We start from the raw sequence: 17,604 nt of genomic DNA, 5'->3' as shown, positions 1-17,604 counted from the left end.
GAGCGTCAGCTCCGGGGTGAGGGGGCCTGCGACCGCGCCAGCGAGACGCCGGCACCGCAGCCGAGAAGAGCGGCGAAATAGATCGCGATCCCGTGGATCTGAATCGGAAAATCCACGGCCGAATGAGCGAGCATCAGGCCGAGCGCCGAAAGACAGACGATCGGGATCGGGCGCAGTCGCCGGCGCTGCGTCAATCCATTCCAGTAGATGCCGAGGAGGGCCGCGAGGCAGACCGCAAGCAGCAGCAGGAACGGCAGGCCGAGACCGAGATAGGCCTCGAGATAGGAGTTGTGCGCCCGCTCCGGCAGCCCGTAGATGCCACATTGGGCCAGGCGATAGGCGGGGAATACGTCGTCGAATGTGCCGAAGCCGGTGCCGAAGAGGGGATGGTCTCGGATCGCCGCCAGGGTTTCGCGATAAAGGCAGAAGCGTTCGTCGTTCGTCCCGATAAGTTCGGCGCGAAGGATCGTCCGCTGTCCGAGGACGGCGACCGCGACGATCGCCGCGGCGACCGTTCCGCCAACTGCCAGCCATTGCGTCCGGCGGTCGGCCAACCGGCGGATGTTTGCCGCGAGGAAGAAGGCTATTGGCAGGAGGAGGGCGAGTGCCGAGAGGAGGACGCCCGCCCGCGAGCGCGTCAAAAGCAGCGCGAGGATCGTCGACAGAAACCCAAGGCAGATTGCGATCGTGCCACTATGCGGCGCCAGCCGGATCAGGCCGGTCGCTCCCGGCCGCCCAGCCCGCCGCCGGTCCCCCCGTGTCCGATGCCAGGCCAACCAGCCGAGGCCGGCGAGGCTCGCAAGACCGAAAAAGGTCGCCGCATTGTTGCGATTGACGAAGACGGAGGTCACGTCCGCCCGGTCGAGATAGACCTGGCCGAACAGCCGCAGATCCGGAAAGGCGGCGTGCCGCACCAGCCCGAAGAGCGCGACCGCCGCGCCGAGAAGGGCAAGGCCTCGCCAGATCCGAAGCGCCTTTTCGTCGTCGCGGGAGAGGAGCGCTGCCGAACCGAAGGCGAAAAACGGTGCGATGAGAGCCGGCAGGCTGCGCATCGTCACGTCGGGTGCCACCGAGATCGCTCCGCCGGAGCCGGATTGCGCAACAGCAACGATCGCCCAGGCCGGGTTGGCGAAGGGACTGGCGGGCAGGAACAGCGACTGGAAGATCAGATAAAGGGCGGCAGACGCGATGATCCCAAGCAGCGCGAGGAGGATCGGGCGGCTCTGCCGCGCATCGCCGGCGGCGGCAACCGCGCTGCAGAAGACGATCCCCTGCAGTATGCAGGAAAAATAGAGAAATTCCGGTCGGGTCGAGCCGAGCGGGATAATGCTTATCGCCGCCGCGATAATGAAAACAAATCTGACGACGCCCGGTATCATGAAATTGTCCCCGTGAAAGACGCGGCGACAAACATTATCCTCGTGGAAATCGGACGTTTCATTTCTTCCAATGCAGAGAAACAATCACAATGAATGATCGTCATCGCTGATATTTCTGCTATGTATGACAAAATCATCTCAAGAAAGAATCGCTTTACAAAAAATCATTGATGGAACGTCGCGTCGGCTCGATCGGAACCGCCATCTGGCATCTTGGTCATGCTGAACGGTTCCGCGTCAACTTCACTGCCTTGCCTGCTATCCATAACGGGACTCCAAAGCGAGTCCAATATATTTCATCTGGTGGTAAAGAGCGCATTTAAACACTTGGAATCGTGAATTCGTAATGTTAACGAAGTATCGATCTGGAAAGGAAAATCGAGGCTCGTGTCGTGTACCGCACAGCGTTTTTTGCCGTCGATCTGGCGCTGATTTTTCTCGCTACGTTGATGGCCGTGGCCCTGCGGGGAGCGTCCCTCGATGTGGTTCTCGATTCCCGCTACCATCTCCTTTTCGCCGGTATCGCCTCGCTGAGCGCCCTCGTCGTCTGGCCGCTGGCGGGCCTGCTGCGCCGTCCATGGCGCTATTTCGCCGCCTCCGACGCCATCCATCTGGTGGCCGCGGTCACCGGCGTCGTGCTGATCACGCTGTTCCTCACCTTCACCATCAACCGCTCGGACTTCGTCGCCCGGTCGGTGCCGCTGCTGCAGTGGTGCCTCTCGCTGACGCTGCTCGTCCTGGCGAGGATCGGCGTGCGTTCCCTGCCGGCCCGACCGTCGGCAGAGGGCAATAGGCTCGCGCTGGAGCGGGAATACGTGCTCCTCGTCGGCTTCAATCGCCGCTCCGAGGTCTATCTGCGCTGCATCGAAGCGCTCTATGCCGGGCAGGTCTCGGTGGTCGGCATCCTCGACGAGGATCCTTCGGTGAAGGGGCTGATGCTGAAGGGCAAGCCGGTGATCGGCCGCCCCGCGAACCTGCTTGCGGCAATCCGGCGGTTGCGCAACCACGGCGTCGAGATCAGCCGCGTGGTGGTCACGGTGCCGCGGGTCGAGCTCTCGCCGGCCTTCAACTCCGCCTATGAGCGACTGCAGGCGGAGGCGCAGATCACCCTCGACCATTTCGAGGGCCTGTTCGGCGCCGGCGAGAAGGCGCAACCGCTTGCCGATGCCGACGACGGCTGGCAGGTCGTTCCCACGGCGGGCGGCGCAACGATGGACGCCGGCCGGGCGGGCTATCTCGCTGCCAAGCGGGTCTTCGACTTCACTCTCGCTTTTCTCGTCATCGTCCTCCTCGCGCCGCTCTATCTCCTGCTCGCCGCTCTCGTCGCCATCGATCTCGGCCGTCCGGTCACCTTCTGGCAGGAGCGGCCCGGGCGGTTCCGTCGGCCGTTCCGCGTCTACAAGTTCCGCACGATGCGCGACGCCTACGACCTCGAAGGCAACGCCGTGCCGGAGGGCGACAGGCTCTCGCCGATCGGCGCGGCGCTTCGCCGCCTGAGGCTCGACGAATTGCCGCAGCTCTTCAACATCCTCGTCGGCAACATGTCCTTCGTCGGGCCGCGGCCGCTCCTGCCGGTCGATCAGCCGGCAAGGCCGGAAGTGCGCCTGTCGATGCGCCCCGGCCTGACCGGCTGGGCGCAGGTCAATGGCGGGCGGGATCTCTCGGTCGCCGACAAGGGTGCGCTCGACTGCTGGTATGTCGAGAATGCCGGCCTGCTGGTCGATGCGAAGATCATCCTGTTGACGCTGCGCTTCGTGCTGACCGGCGACAAGCCGCCGCGCCAGACGGTTCTCGACCAGGCGCGCGGTGTCCTGGCGCGGCAGGGGCTGCTGGTGAAGGTACCCTCGGCATGGTGAGAGACGGGGAGCAGATCGCAGCTGCGAGGGACGCGGACCGGGGCCGTTTGGGCGGCCTGGAAAACAGGTGGTTCGCCGTCCACTGCCAGGCCGGCAAGGAGCGGACTGCCCGGATCAATCTCGAGCGCCAGTCCTTCGGCGCCTTCCTGCCGCTGCTGCGGGCGCAGGAAACGCGGGCGGGTCGCACGCGGGACGTGCTGCGGCCGCTGTTTCCAGGCTACGTCTTTGCCGGCTTCGATCCCCGCGCCGCCGCCTGGCGCCGGATCAACGGCACCTATGGCGTCAAGCGGCTGATTTCCTTCGGCGAGGTCCCCGAGCCGGTGCATCCGTCTTTTATGGCGGATCTCCGGCGCGCCTGCGACGGCGACGACATCTTTTCCTTCCGGCGCGCCTACGGCTTCAGCGAGGGGGACAGGGTAAAGCTCGCCACCGGCCCGTTCAGCGCGATGATCGGCACGATCGAGAGCATGAGCGGCCCGGACAGGGCGCGGCTGCTCCTGTCGATCCTCGGCCGCTCGGCCCGGGTGTCGGTGGCGCTGGAGGATCTGCAGAAGATCGCCTGAGGCCACCGCGGTAACCATGTTGCGGGTGGGCTGAAGCCCTCGTCTTGAGGGGGCCCGGCGCAATTGATAAGTTTGCCTGCCGGATATGGGCGCTGTCGCCCCGGCAGATCTTCGGACGATGAGGCCGAGGACGGAGCGGCAGCAACGCGGCAAGCCTCCCGGCGGTATGATGCGACCGGGAGTGCGGTAGCTTTTCGCCGCCCCGATCCCCGGCCGCACACAGCATTTGATCGACCCCGCGCCGACGGTCTCGACCGAGCCTTCCTCAAGGTGGCGGACCATTCGTCGTTGCCGCCGGCGCGGCGTCGTCGAGGGCACCGCTTCGGGGCGCCGCATCGGCATCCGGCAATGTCGCCGGGGGGCGCGAGTTGCGAAGGCGGACGGGCGGTAAGCAGCGGATGCCTCCCGGCCGCAACGGACGATACATCTCAGGGGACTAGACGACATGAAAAACGCACTCGTATGCGGCGCGGGTGGCTTCATCGGCCATCACCTGGTGCGACGGCTGAAAGCCGAGGGCTACTGGGTGCGGGGCGTCGATCTGAAATTTCCGCGCTTCAGCGCCTCGTCGGCCGACGATTTCGTCATCGGCGACCTTCGCCAGCAGGGCTTCGTCAACTCGATCGTCGACCGGCATTTCGATGAGATCTACCAGCTCGCGGCGGATATGGGCGGCGCCGGCTACATCTTCACCGGCGACCACGACGCCGACGTGATGCACAATTCGGCGACGATCAACCTCAACGTCCTCGACGCCGCCTACCGGCGCAACTGCCGGCGGATCTTCTATTCCTCGTCGGCCTGCATCTATCCCGAATACAATCAGCTCGATCCGGACAATCCGAAATGCTCCGAGGACAGCGCCTATCCCGCCGCCCCCGACAGCGAATATGGCTGGGAGAAGCTGTTCAGCGAGCGCCTCTACCTCGCTTACGCCCGCAATCACGGCATGGACGTACGGATCGCCCGGTACCACAACATCTTCGGGCCGGAGGGCAGCTGGAACGACGGCAAGGAGAAGGCGCCGGCGGCGCTCTGCCGCAAGATCGCCCAGGCCTTCGACGGCGACGGGATCGAGATCTGGGGCGACGGCCGGCAGACCCGCTCCTTCCTCTATATCGACGAATGCGTCGAGGCGACGCTGCGGCTGACCAGCTCCGGCTGGACGGGCCCGGTCAATATCGGCTCGGAGGAGATGGTCAGCATCGACGAACTCGTCGATCTGATCGCGAAGATCGCCGGCAAGACCATCGAGAAGCGGCATATCGAAGGTCCGACCGGGGTGCGCGGCCGCAATTCCGACAATCGGCTGATCCGCGAGAGGCTCGGCTGGGCGCCCTCGGCCGCGCTCGCGGCGGGGCTCGCCAAGACCTATGGCTGGATCAATTCGCAGGTCGAGCGAAACCACTACGGCATCGCGGCGGAATGACCATGGCGAGCGAGCGCCTGCCCGAGGCGACGATCCTCGGGACGAGGGTGCATGGGCCGACCCTCGCGCAGACGGTCGACCGCTTCGCGGAGTGGATCGACCGCCGGGACGGCTGGTGCCGCAGCGTCGTGGTGACCGGCTTTCACGGGCTGTGGGTCGGCCATCAGGATCCCGAGTTCCGCGCCATGATCAACGGCGCCGACCTGTTCTGCCCGGACGGCATCGCCCCGATCTGGCTGTCGCGGCTGCATGGCCGCCCGCTGCCGGGGCGCGTGCCCGGTGCTGACATCATGGCGGCGTTTCTTAAGCGGGCCGAGACCGAGGGCTATCGCAGCTATTTCTACGGCGACACCGAACAGACCCTGCAGACCCTGATGATGGAGATCGGCCGGCGCTTTCCGGGCGCGCCCGTCACCGGCGCCCTGTCGCCGGCCTTCCGGCCGCTGAGCGACGCGGAGGAGGCCGAGCATGTGGCCGAGATCAACGCCTCGGGTGCGGATATCCTCTGGGTCGGGCTCGGCTGCCCGAAGCAGGAGCGCTGGATCGCCCGCAACAAGCATCGCCTGACCGTGCCGGTGGCCGTCGGCGTCGGCGCCGCCTTTCGCTTCCAGGCGGGGATGGTCCGGCGGGCGCCCGGCTGGATCGGCGATGCCGGCTTCGAATGGCTGTTCCGCCTCGCTGCGGAACCCGGCAAGCTGTGGCGCCGCGACCTGACCGAGGGACCGCGCTTCGTCGCCGCGGCGCTCGCCGATGCCTGGCGGGTGCGCAGCCGGCTGTCGCGGATGTCCGGCCGGCGATGACGACGGCATCCCCCGGAGAGCCGGCCCGGCCCAAGCACCCGCGGCGCCTGCCGTCCGTGCGTCCGGCAGCCTTCGCCGTGGCACGGCTGTGGCGGGTCCTTTCGCCCAACCGCCGTCGGCAGTTCTTCCAGGTGATCGCGCTGATGCTCGCCGGTGCCCTCGCCGAGGTGCTGACGCTCGGCGCGGTGATCCCGTTCCTCAGCGTCCTCGCCGATCCCGCCGGGCTTGTCGAGGACGCCACGGTCGCCGCCGCGATGGGCCGGCTCGGCCTTGCCGGCCGGGGCGATCTCCTCGTTGCGCTGACGGGCGTCTTCGCCGTCGCGGCGATCGTCGCCGCGGTGGTCAGGCTGGCGCTGCTGAGGGCCACCAACGCCTATGTCTTTTCCGTCGGCCACGATCTCGGCACGCAGCTCTATCAGCGCATGCTGCACCAGCCCTATGCGTTTCACGCCGCCTCCAACACCAGCGAGGTCGTCGCGGCGCTGCAGAAGGTCCAGCTGGTGACCTTCAATGTGCTCCTGCCGCTGATGCAGGGGATCAGTGCGGTGGCGATCGCGCTCTTCATCGTCGCGGCGCTGCTCGTCATCGATCCTGCGACCTCCCTGGCCGCTTTCGCCGGCTTCGGCCTGATCTACGTCGCCGTCTGGCTGTTCAGCCGGCGCCGGCTGGCGGCGAATGGCGAGATCATCGCGAGCACGCAATCGGCCCGCGTCCAGACGGTGCAGGAAGGCCTCGGCGGCATCCGCGACGTCCTCCTCGACGGCAGCCAACAGGTCTTCGTCGAGAAGTTCACCCGCCTCGACCAGGCCTTCCGCGACGCCCAGGCGACCAACAACGTGATCGCCGCGGCGCCGCGCTTCGTCGTCGAGGCCTGTGGCATGGTGCTGATCGCCTGTCTGGCGCTGTTTTTGTCGCTGCGCGGCGGCGGTCTCGCCGAGGCACTGCCGGTGCTGGGTGCGCTGGCGCTCGGCGCCCAGCGGCTGGTGCCGCTGATGCAGCAGGTCTATGGCGGCTCGAGCGCGATTGCCGCCTATGCCGCGACCGCCGCGGACGTCCTCGACATGGCCGAGGCGCCGATGCCGGCGGAATGGACCCGGCCGAAGCCTTCGCCGCTGCCCTTCGAACGGGAGATCGCGCTTCGCCGCGTCACCTTCGCCTATGGGGAGGGCGAGCGGCCGGCGATCAGCGACCTCGACGTGACGATCGCCAAGGGCGCGCGCGTCGGCATCGCCGGCCGGACCGGCAGCGGCAAGAGCACGCTGATCGATCTCCTGATGGGGCTTCTGGAGCCCACCGACGGGATGGTCACCGTCGACGGTCGCAGGCTGGATGCTTCGACCCGCCGGGCCTGGCAGGCGCAGATCGCCCATGTGCCCCAGACGATCTTCCTTTCCGACGCCAGCATCGCCGAGAACATCGCCTTCGGCGTCGCCTCCGGCGAGATCGACCGCGAAAGGGTATCCCGGGCCGCGCGGCAGGCGGAGATCGCGGACTATGTCGACAGCCTGCCGGAGGGCTACGACAGTTTCGTGGGCGAACGCGGCATCCGCCTCTCGGGGGGGCAGCGCCAGCGGATCGGCATTGCGCGGGCGCTCTACAAGGGCGCCAGCGTTCTCGTTCTCGACGAGGCGACGAGCGCCCTCGACACTGAGACCGAAGCCGCGGTCATGGCCGCGGTCGAGGGGCTTTCCGACGAGCTGACGGTGCTGATCATCGCCCACCGTACGTCGACGATCGCCTTCTGCGACCAGCAGATCCTGCTGGAGGATGGCCGGATGGTCGCGGCGACCGGCCGCCGGGCGCGCTATGCCGCTGCGGGAAACGCCCCGTGAGCGCGGTCCCTGCAGGCGTCCGGGGGAAGGGCTGGCCGTTCGCCGGAGCCGGCCGGACGCTGCGTGTCGCCACCCGCAAGGCACGCTCTGCGGCCTTTCACGGCACCCGCGTTTTTCAGTATTGCCGCTGGCAGGTCAGGGACGTCGACCGCCGGCCGGGCGGGCCGCACGGCCTTTCGAAGCCGTTGATCGTCTCGCTCACCTCCTATCCGCCGCGTTTCTGCCTGCTTGCCCTGACGCTGAAATGCCTTCTGTCGCAGTCTATGCGTCCCGATGCGGTGATCCTGTGGATCGCCCATGGCGACCGGGATCGGCTGACGCCGCAGATCCTGAAACTCGAAAGGTTCGGCCTCGTCATCCGCTTCTGCGAGGACCTCCGCTCCTACAAGAAGATCGTCCCAGCGCTCGCCGAATATCCGGACAGCTATCTCGTGACCGCCGACGACGACGCCTGGTTCGATCGTCACTGGCTGAAGAGCCTGGTTTCGCAATTGCGGAGCGACGACGAAGTCCTCTGCCGGCGAGCCCATCTCGTTCGCACCGGCCGGGACGGCCTCCCGCTCGGCTACGACGCCTGGGACTTTGAAATCGCGGCGGGCGCGGCCTCGCCGCTGGTCTTTCCGACGAGCGGCGGCGGCGTCCTCTATCCGCCGGGCGTCTTCGCACCGGAGGTCGCCCGCAGCGACCGCTTCATGGCGCTATGCCCGACGGCCGACGACGTCTGGCTCTACTGGATGATGCGCCGGCGCGGCGTGCAGGCCCGCCGGGTCGGGCAGGGGCGGGCCTTTTACGGCTGGCCGGCGGCGGGCATCCCCTCGCTTTCCCACGGCAATGTCGGGACGGCCGGCGGCAACGACCGCCAGATCCGCCAAATGATCGAGGTCTACGGCTTTCCGGGCCATCAGGAGACCGATCGGTGAGATCGCTTCAGGACGTCGTCCGAGTCGCCAGGCGCTTTGCGCGGACCGGGCAGCTGCGGGCAGGCTTTGCCGGCTCCGCCTCCTACTGGGAGGAGCGCTACCAGAACGGCGGCAATTCCGGCCCCGGCTCCTACGGCCGGCTCGCCGAATTCAAGGCCGAGATCCTCAACGACTTCATCCGGCGCGAGGCGGTGACGAGCGTCATCGAATTCGGCTGTGGCGATGGCAGCCAGCTGGCGCTTCTCGATTGCGGCGACTATCTCGGCGTTGACGTCTCCGTGACCGCCGTCGAGGCATGCCGCAGGCGTTTTGCCGGCGACGACGGCAAGGCCTTTTGCCTGGTGGCCGATTATGCCAGTGAGACGGCGGACATGACGCTCTCTCTCGACGTCGTCTACCACCTCGTCGAGGACGCCGTCTTCGACGCCTATATGCGGGCGCTGTTCGACGCGGCGACACGCTTCGTCGTCGTCTACGCCTCCAACCACGACGCGCCGGGGCCTTCGGTCCATGTGCGCCACCGCAGGTTCACCGACTGGATCGCGGCGAACCGGCCGGAATGGACGCTCCGCGACGTCGTCGCGAACCGCTTTCCCTTCAAGGACGACACCGCCGAAGAGAGTTTTGCCGACTTCCATTTCTTCGACCGGGCGGTGCCCGGATCGGCTCCAGGCAGTGTTGCGCCGGATGCGGGCTGAGCGGCCGACATGCGCATCCTGATCGCCCATCCCGGCCTTCGCGCCGGCGGTTCCGAAGCGCGGGCGATGGTGTTGATCGAGGCCCTGCAGAAGCACCATGACGTGACGCTTCTCACCGGCGCGCCCTTCGACTGCGGCAGGCTCAACGCCGCCTATCACACTTTCGTGGACGACAGCCGGCTCAGCGTAAGGCTGGCACCGATGCCGGAGCGGCTGCGCTTCTCCCGCGGCGGCGATGCCCTGCGGGGTGCCTTTCTCGATCGCGCCGCGCAGAAGCTCGCAGGCAGCTTCGACCTCTGCATCGGGGCCTACAACTTCACGAGCTTTGGGCGGCCGGGGATCCAGTTCGTCGCCGATTTTTCCTTCGACGATCAGGTGCGGCACGCCTTTGACGGGGTTTCGCACGGTCTGCGCGGCGCCCTGCAGAGAGAGGGTCCGGCGCGTGCCCTCTATCTCTCGCTCTGCGGCCGGATCTCCGGCGTGGCGGGCCTGCCGCGGCCGGCGCCAGGCGACGTCGTCGTCGCCAATTCCCGCTGGACGGCCGATCTCTTGAAGGTGCGGCACGGGATCGTCAGCCGCGTCGTCTATCCGCCGGTCCATGCCGCGCCTGTCGAGCCAGGCGAGCGCAGCGGCGACTTCGTCATGCTGGGGCGGATTGCGCCGGACAAGCGGGTGCTCGAGGCGATCGACATTCTTTCGAAGGTCCGGGCACGCGGGCATCGGTTCGATTTTCATATCGTCGGTGATGCACCGAACGACGCCTATGGGCGCATTGTCCAGGCCAAGGCCGGTGAGCATGCCGACTGGGTTCGGCTGACAGGCGGCCTTTGGGGCGCGGAAAAATTCGCCTTCCTCGGCCGGCACAGTTTCGCGCTGCATGTGCGCCGGCGGGAGGCTTTTGGGATCGCTGTCGCCGAGATGGTGAAGATGGGGCTCGCGCCCTTCGTGCCGTCGCAAAGTGCGCCGGCGGAAATCGTCGGCGACGAGCGTCTCACATTTGCGGACGAAGATCACGCCGTCGAACAGATCGACGCGCTGCTTCGCCAACCGGCGGACGTCGCTGCCGTCAAGGCCGGGCTGGCGGAGCGGGGCAGGGTGTTCTCGACCGAGGCGTTCCGCGCCGCCGCCCTTGCGATCATCGAAGAGACGCTTCCATCGCGCCGGACCCTGGAGGCCGCGCGATGAGGCTCTGCGTCGTCGTGCCGACCCGCAACCGGCCGCGCGAACTGGCGGCCCTACTTACAAACCTTTCGGCCCAGGCGCATCGCCCGGCGAAAATCGTCGTCGTCGATGGCTCGGATGACTGCCTTGCCGCTGAGATCGCCGACATCGTTGCGGCGGCGGGCCCTTCCTGCCGCTATCTTCGGCACTGGCCGCCCTCGGCCGCCGCCCAGCGCAATGCTGGGATCGACGCCGTCATCGGCGAGGCGGATCTCGTGGCGCTGATCGACGACGACGTGACCCTCGATCCCGAGGCGCTCGACGTCGTCTGCCGCAAGGCTGCCGTGCTGGATCCCGCGATCATCGGCTTCGGCCTCAATCCGCTCGATGTCGATGCGCAGATCGGCCACGGATCCTGGAAGACCTCCTGGCTGACGAAGCGGCTGGGGCTTTATTCGGACGAGGCCGCCGCTGTCTCGCCCTCCGGCTGGCACACCCGGATCCTGCATGTCGCAGAAGAGACTGAGGCGCGATGGCTGACCTCCTGCGCCGTCGTCTGGCGGGCGGAGGCGATCAGCGACCTGCGCTTCGACGAATATTTCGAGGCCTACAGCTATCTCGAGGACCTCGACTTCAGCCTTCAAGCCTGCCGGCGCGGACGCTTCGTCATCCTGCCCGACGCCACCTATCTGCATGTTCCGGCGAAGGGCGGACGCAAGTCGCGCTTCTGGTTCGGCCGCATCGAGGTTCGCAACCGCCACTACATCGTCTGCAAGCACGGCCTGTCGCGGTGGCGGTTCTGGCTCGGCACGGCGATCCGCGCCGCCATGACCGGCGCCGAGACGGTCTCCGGCAAGCGGGAGGAGTTCGATCGTCTGGTCGGCAACGTCGCCGAGATCGCGGCGGTGGTCCGCCGGCTGGGAGGCGCGCCGTCCAGGTGACCCTTTCGTCAGACGCACCGATCGCGGCGGAGGTAGCGATGCGCCCGCCCGGCGGCCAAGCGACGCCGCGTCGCGAGCCGTTGCGACCGGATCACGTCCTCGTCGCGGCCTATGCCTGCAATCCGCTGCACGGCTCCGAAGAGGCCGTCGGCTGGAACTGGGTGCTCTCGATCGCGGCGATTGCCAGCCGCGTGACGGTCATCACCGCCGAATTCCACCGCGCCGACATCGAGGCGGCGGCTCTACGCCCCAGCAATCTGCGCTTCGTCTACGTACCGCATCGGCCGTGGCACTACCGGCCCACACCGCTGTGGCGGTGGATCGAGGCGTCGATCGCCAAGCCCCTCATGAATCTCGCCTACGCGGCCTGGCAGCGCGATGCCCATGCCGTCGCGAAAGCCCTCGCGGAAAAAGAGCGGTTCGATCTCGTCCATCAACTCACTTACGTGGGCTTTCGCTTTCCCGGCCATCTCTGGCGGTTCGGCCTGCCCTTCGTCTGGGGGCCGATCGGCGGCCTGGAAAACACCCCCTGGCGGCTGCTGAAGGCGATGGGAACGGCCGGCGCGGCCTATTATGCCGGCCGCAATCTGATCAATTCGGCCCAGCGCCGCTGGCTGCGCTCGCCGCGCCGCGCCGTCGCCGCGGCCGGCCCCGGCCTCGTCGCTGCGATCGGCAGCATCGCCGAAGAGATCGACAAGCTCTACGGCGCGCCGAGCACGGTGATCAGCGAGGTGGTCGCGCCGCTCGAGCTCGCGCCGGCATCGCCGCGAAGCCGGGAGCCGCACGAGCCGCTGCGGATCGTCTGGAGCGGGCAGCATCTTCCGGGCAAGGCGCTGAACCTCCTCATCGACGCGCTCGGCTCGATCGGCGGCGCCGCCTGTTTCGAACTTCACATCCTCGGCGACGGCCCGAAGCGCGGCGACTGGCAGCAGATGGCCGAGGAGCGCGGCATCGCCGGACACTGCATCTGGCACGGCATGCTGCCCCGCGAGCGGGCACTGAGGGTCATGGCGGACGCCCATCTTTTGGCGATCACCAGCCTGAAGGACCTGACCTCCACCGTGCTTCTCGAAGGTCTTGCCCTCGGCCTGCCGGTCCTTTGCCCCGACCATTGCGGCTTTGCCGAAGTCGTGACCCCGGACTGCGGCATCAAGGTCGCGACCGAAGACCTTGCCGGTCTTGTCGCCGGCCTCAGGGCGGGCGTCGTCGCGCTCGCCGCGGACGAGGCCCGGCGCCAGGAACTCGCAGACGGGGCGCTGAGGAGGGCTGCGGACTATAGCCTTGCGCGCAACCGCGAGCGGCTCGCCGCGGTCTATGCGGCCGTCATGGCCGATGCGAAAGCCTCGGTGGCCCGATGAGCCAGGCCGGCGAGACCTACATGACGGGCCCCGCGGTGCGCTTCGGCTTCGAACCCGATACCGCCGGGTACGAGCCCCTTGGACGCGCCGGCATCAAGGCTTGGCTCAGCCTGCCGCTGGCGCTCTGGCTGGCGCTTTGGCTGTCGATCAATTCCGGGCCCTGGAACCTGCCGGAATTCGGCAACGGGGCCAGCGCCAGCGTCAACGCCCTGCGCGCCGCCTTCCCGCTGATCGTGCTCGTCTTGGCATTCCTGTCGCTTCTCGCCGGCCGGCGGCGGGCGAGAAGAAGCCTCGTCGAATACGGCTTCTGGATCTACGGCCTGGTCATGCTGCTCGCGGCAACTGGCGCTGCCAACTGGTTCTCCCAGGCCTATTGGGGCTTTGCCTTTCTGGCCGCCCTCGCCGTCGTCGAGAAGGGCCTGCGGGGCCCAGACCCGATCGCCTTTGCGCGGCGGCTCAACTGGCTGTCCTACGTGACGACCGTCCTCGTCCTCGTCGCGCTGCTGTTTCTCGCCCGCGACGTGCTCCTCGATGCCAGCGGCTCGGCCTATGGCTCGATCGTGCGGTTTCAGGAGGCCCATGGCTACGCCATCTCCCGCTCGACGGGAATGGCGCGGATGGCCGCCGTGCCGGCGATCATCGCCATCGTCTTCGTCTTCACCCGCAGGTCGTGGCAGCGGGCGCTAAGCCTTGTCGCCCTCGGCGCATCGCTGTCCGTCCTCTGGATCATGCAGGCGCGGGGATCGATCTTCGCGCTGATCGGCGCAATGGCCTTCGTCATGCTGTTCGGCCCGAACAAGGTGAAGAAGATCGCTTTCGCGTGCGCCATCGCCATCGTCTTCGTCGCCGTGGTCGGCACGCGGCAGGACGGCTTTGCGGAGTTCTGGATGCATGTCACCCGCGGCCAGGGCGCCGAGGGATTCTCGACCATGAGCGGGCGCGACGTGATCTTCGACAACGGCGTGCATCGCTGGCTGGATTCGCCGCTCTTCGGCTACGGACCGCAGGCCGACCGCCTGTTCTCCGAGGTCGGCAATGCCCAGAACGCGCTGCTCTACGCCCTGATGTGCAGCGGTCTCGTCGGCGCCTCCGGCTTCGTCCTCGCCATGCTCGCGGCCTGGGCGAACCTCTTGCGGGCCAATCTGCGCTACGGCGACCTGTCGCAAGAAGATCGCGAGATGCTGATGATCACCAGCGGCATCCTGGTGTTCTCGACGCTCAGAAGCGTGCCTGAGAACCAGGCCGCCGTCTTCAGCATCGATCTCCTGCTGCAGTATCCGGCGATGACCTACCTGGCGATGCTCGTCAATCGCCGCCGCCCGGGCTCGGCTCTCTCCGTCGAGGCGCCCAGCGAGCGCGGCATCGACCGCGCGCGGATCGCGCCGGGAAAATTCGATCGCAACGACTTCATGCCAAGGAACAGACGTCCATGAAATGGCTCCCTTATCCGAGCGTTTTTTCCGCGTTTCTGCTGGCAATGGCGGTGACCTTGCCCGGCGCGGCCCAGCAACCCGCAGCCCAGCGACCGGCGATCCAGGAGCCGGCAGGCGAGGCGCCGCCAGCTCCGGTCGCGGAGAAGAGCGATCGTCTCGGCAACGATTCGCCCGACAAGCCGGAGACGCCTCCCGCCAGCGCGGCGGACGCTGCATCGACGCCAACCAATGACGCTACCGCTGGGCAGGACGAGGCGGCCGTCGACAGTCAGGCGGCGGAGCGCTTCCTCGAAGATCCAGGAGCGCTGCTGGACCTCTACCCGGAAGGCGGCGCGGCGTTAACCGAGGCGGTCCGCCGCCTCGCCGTCGCCGACGAGCGGACGCTCGACGGCATTCTCTCCCTCGCCAAGACCGCCGATCCACGCCTGCAGGCGGCGATCGGCCGGGGGCTTGCCAAGGCTGCCGTCGCCCTCGCGGCGAAGGATCCGAAGCGGGCGGCGCGGATGCAGCAGCGGGTGGCGGCCTCCGGCATCGACACGCTGCAGACGGCGTTTCGCGTCGAGCAGAACGACGTCGAGACCGCAGTGGTCCGCCCGCGCCTGACCGGTGGCGGCGATGCCCCGCCTGCCGGCCGGACCACGGCTTCGGACGTCATCCGCATCCCGAACGCGGGCGGCACTGTCACGGCGGGATCGGAGCCCTCGACCAGCGTTTCCGCATCGGCTGCCCCGACCAGTACCACGGCCCCGCCGAGCGGCGGCGGAAGCTTCGGCGGTGGCGACTCGCTCGGCTTTCTGGCGGGCCTCGTCGACAACAACAAGGACGACACCTCGCCCTCGAGCCCGACCCGCTGACCTTCCACCGGTCCCGGCCCCGCCTTGCGGGCCGGGAGCATCGCCGTCGCAACGGATTTCGCTGAGATGCTTCAAACCCCTCATCCGCTGAAGATCGCCGACTACCGCCGGCAGCCGGTCGATGACGGCCCCGATCTCGAGACGATCCTTGGAGCGGTCAGGCGCCGGGCCTGGCTGGTGGCCCTCTTCGCCCTCGTCGGCGGTCTCTTCGGCCTTGTGTATCTGCTGGCGGCTGTGCCGCTCTACACGGCCTCGACGCAGCTTCTCATTGATACCCGCGACAGCCAGAGCGCCCAGGAAGCGGCGGTGATGCCGGACGTCGTCTTCGACGACGCCACCGTCGACAGCCAGGTCGAGATCCTGCGCTCCGAGCGGATAGCCGGCGCGGTGATCGACAAGCTCGATCTCCTCGACGACAAGCGCTTCGAGAATACCGGTGGCAATCTCCTTGCCATTGCCACGCGGGCGATTGGCGGGCTGTTCGACATGGCTGGCGGCGGTGATCCCCGCGCAGCCCTCGTCGATCCGATCCGCGGCGGCGATGCGCGGCGCGAGGCCGTCGCCAAGCTCCGCCAAAACCTCGCCGTCGATCGCGTCGGCCACACCCACGTCCTCGACATCGCCTATACCTCCGTCGATCCGGGCCTTTCGGCCGAGATCGCCAACGCTTATGGCGAGGCCTATATCGACGACAAGCTCAACGCCAAATACGAGGCGACGCGGCGCGCCGGTGTCTGGCTGCAGGAGCGCATCGCCGATACCGAGGAGCGGGCAAAGACCGCCGAGCTCGCGGTGCAGAACTTCCGCGGCGAGCACGACCTGATGTCGGCGAGCGGCGAACTCCTTTCCGACCAGCAGCTGACCGGCCTCAACGGCCAGCTGATCGCCGCCCGCGCCGATGTCGGCCAGGCCGAAGCGCGCTATCGCCGCATCCGCGAGATCATCGACAACAAGGAGACCGACGCCGCCGTCACCGAGGCGCTGAACAGCTCGATCATCTCCGATCTGCGTTCGCGCTATCTGCAGGCCTCCAAGCAGTATCAGGACGTGGTGGCGCAGGTCGGCCGCAAGCACTCACAGGCGATCAAGCTTGCCGGCGACATGCGCCAGTACGAGCGGCTGATCTTCGAGGAGCTGAAGCGAATCGCCGAGGTCTATCGCAGCAATGTCGAGGTGGCGAAGTCCCGGGTCGATTCGCTCGAGGGCGAGGTCCGCAAGCTGGCGGGAACGACGGCCGCGGCGACCGAGACCCAGAGCCGGCTGCGCGAGCTCGAGCGGCAGGCCTCGATCTACCGCAAGCTCCATGACGAACTCGTCTCCCGCCACGAGGAGACCTCCGAACGCAATTCCTTCCCGATCACCGAGGCGCGCGTCCTGACGCCGGCGGGGCCGGGCGCCAAGAGCCATCCGCGGGCAACGCTCGTCCTCGCCGTGGCGCTGTTCTGCGGAACCGCGCTCGGCGGCGGGCTGGCGGCCTTCGCCGAATATCGCGACCGGGTGTTCCGGACCGGCGACCAGGTGCGCGACGAACTCGGCGTCGAGTTCATCGGCATGCTGCATCTGCTGCAGCCGAAGCGGCCGGTGTTGCGCCGCAAGCGCAGGCAGGCAGGCGGCGAGAGCGAGGCGCCGAGCATCGTCGAGGCCGGCGATCCGATGCTGCGCCAGACCATCGACGCGCCGCTTTCCGGCTTTGCCGAGACGCTGCGGACCACCAAGATCGCCTGCGACCTCGTCATCGGCGGCAAGCTGCCGAAACTCGTCGGGATCGTCTCGATCATGCCGGACGAGGGCAAGACGACGGTCTCGAAAAACCTTGCCTCCCTCGTCGCCAGCGCCGAGCAGAGGGTGCTGCTGATCGATGCGGATCTGCGCAATCCCGGTCTGACCCGCGAGACGGTCAAGGGCAACGGCATCGGGCTGATCGACGTGCTCTCGGGCCGTGCGGACTGGCACGAGACCCTCGTCGAAGAGCGGGAGACGGGTCTTCACATCCTCCCGACCTTCCATTCACGCGCGGTCACCCATACCGGCGACCTCGTCTCCTCGCCCCGCATGCAGGCGATGCTTGCCGAGGCAGGCGCGCATTACGACTACATCTTCGTCGACCTGCCGCCGATCGGCGCTGTCGTCGATGCGCGGGCGGCGGCGCGGCTCCTCGACGGCCTGATCTTCGTGGTGGAGTGGGGCAAGACCGACCGCAAGCTGCTGCGCGACGCCTTCAGGAACGATCCCGGCCTGCACGACAGGTGCGTCGGCGTCCTGTTCAACAAGGTCGATGCCCAGAAGATCAAGCTCTATGAGAGCTACGGGCATGTCAGCTATTACGACCCGTCCTATGCGAAATACTACCGGTCGTGACGGCTGGCACCTCGCCGGCCGG

General features: G+C 67.5%; 15 protein-coding genes. 14 read left to right on the top strand and 1 reads right to left on the bottom strand.

What is annotated here, in order from left to right:
• Positions 1–5: 5 nt before the first annotated feature.
• Positions 6–1,070: an O-antigen ligase family protein gene (locus E3C22_RS06960; RefSeq protein ID WP_167591676.1), complete on the bottom strand. Its 1,065-nt coding sequence runs from the start codon at positions 1,068–1,070 to the stop codon at positions 6–8.
• A gap of 24 nt (positions 1,071–1,094) precedes the next feature.
• Between E3C22_RS06960 and E3C22_RS24430 the strand changes: the two genes are divergently transcribed.
• From E3C22_RS24430 to E3C22_RS06900, 14 genes are all read left to right on the top strand, one after another.
• Positions 1,095–1,472, top strand: coding sequence for a hypothetical protein (locus E3C22_RS24430; protein WP_167591675.1), 378 nt, complete (start codon positions 1,095–1,097; stop codon positions 1,470–1,472).
• Positions 1,473–1,771: 299 nt separating this feature from the next.
• Positions 1,772–3,235: a sugar transferase gene (locus E3C22_RS06955; protein WP_134761284.1), complete on the top strand. Its 1,464-nt coding sequence runs from the start codon at positions 1,772–1,774 to the stop codon at positions 3,233–3,235.
• A 47-nt stretch (positions 3,236–3,282) separates the two neighbouring features.
• Positions 3,283–3,798 carry a transcription termination/antitermination protein NusG gene (gene nusG, locus E3C22_RS06950; RefSeq protein ID WP_167591674.1) on the top strand — a complete coding sequence of 172 codons (516 nt, stop codon included), beginning with the start codon at positions 3,283–3,285 and terminating at the stop codon, positions 3,796–3,798.
• A 445-nt stretch (positions 3,799–4,243) separates the two neighbouring features.
• Positions 4,244–5,227 (top strand): NAD-dependent epimerase/dehydratase family protein, encoded by a 984-nt coding sequence (locus E3C22_RS06945; protein WP_134761282.1) that lies wholly within the window; start codon positions 4,244–4,246, stop codon positions 5,225–5,227.
• A 2-nt stretch (positions 5,228–5,229) separates the two neighbouring features.
• A complete protein-coding gene (locus tag E3C22_RS06940; RefSeq protein WP_167591673.1) occupies positions 5,230–6,027 on the top strand; it encodes a WecB/TagA/CpsF family glycosyltransferase in 798 nt (265 codons plus the stop codon).
• Complete coding sequence (locus tag E3C22_RS06935) at positions 6,024–7,859, top strand: ABC transporter ATP-binding protein (RefSeq protein WP_245514823.1); 1,836 nt, start codon at positions 6,024–6,026, stop codon at positions 7,857–7,859. The genes E3C22_RS06940 and E3C22_RS06935 overlap by 4 nt, the downstream gene beginning before the upstream one ends.
• Complete coding sequence (locus tag E3C22_RS24645; RefSeq protein ID WP_206026918.1) at positions 7,856–8,779, top strand: hypothetical protein; 924 nt, start codon at positions 7,856–7,858, stop codon at positions 8,777–8,779. Before E3C22_RS06935 ends, E3C22_RS24645 begins: the two co-directional genes overlap by 4 nt.
• Entirely contained in the window at positions 8,776–9,477 is a 702-nt protein-coding gene (locus E3C22_RS06930; RefSeq protein WP_206026917.1) for a methyltransferase domain-containing protein, read from the top strand. The genes E3C22_RS24645 and E3C22_RS06930 overlap by 4 nt, the downstream gene beginning before the upstream one ends.
• Before the next feature lie 9 nt (positions 9,478–9,486).
• On the top strand, positions 9,487–10,662 hold the full coding sequence (locus tag E3C22_RS06925; protein WP_134761279.1) for a glycosyltransferase family 4 protein: 1,176 nt from the start codon (positions 9,487–9,489) through the stop codon (positions 10,660–10,662).
• Positions 10,659–11,579, top strand: coding sequence for a glycosyltransferase family 2 protein (locus tag E3C22_RS06920; protein WP_134761278.1), 921 nt, complete (start codon positions 10,659–10,661; stop codon positions 11,577–11,579). Before E3C22_RS06925 ends, E3C22_RS06920 begins: the two co-directional genes overlap by 4 nt.
• Positions 11,580–11,617: 38 nt before the next feature.
• Positions 11,618–12,937, top strand: coding sequence for a glycosyltransferase family 4 protein (locus E3C22_RS06915; protein WP_134761277.1), 1,320 nt, complete (start codon positions 11,618–11,620; stop codon positions 12,935–12,937).
• Positions 12,934–14,370: an O-antigen ligase family protein gene (locus tag E3C22_RS06910; RefSeq protein ID WP_134761276.1), complete on the top strand. Its 1,437-nt coding sequence runs from the start codon at positions 12,934–12,936 to the stop codon at positions 14,368–14,370. The genes E3C22_RS06915 and E3C22_RS06910 overlap by 4 nt, the downstream gene beginning before the upstream one ends.
• Entirely contained in the window at positions 14,367–15,224 is an 858-nt protein-coding gene (locus E3C22_RS06905; RefSeq protein WP_134761275.1) for a hypothetical protein, read from the top strand. Before E3C22_RS06910 ends, E3C22_RS06905 begins: the two co-directional genes overlap by 4 nt.
• A gap of 66 nt (positions 15,225–15,290) precedes the next feature.
• Entirely contained in the window at positions 15,291–17,582 is a 2,292-nt protein-coding gene (locus E3C22_RS06900; RefSeq protein WP_134761274.1) for a polysaccharide biosynthesis tyrosine autokinase, read from the top strand.
• Positions 17,583–17,604 lie beyond the last annotated feature (22 nt).

The organism is Jiella endophytica, assembly GCF_004519335.1.
GTDB lineage: Bacteria > Pseudomonadota > Alphaproteobacteria > Rhizobiales > Rhizobiaceae > Jiella > Jiella endophytica.
Note: the sequence above shows the minus strand (reverse complement) of the source record. Positions and strands in the feature narration are given on the sequence as shown.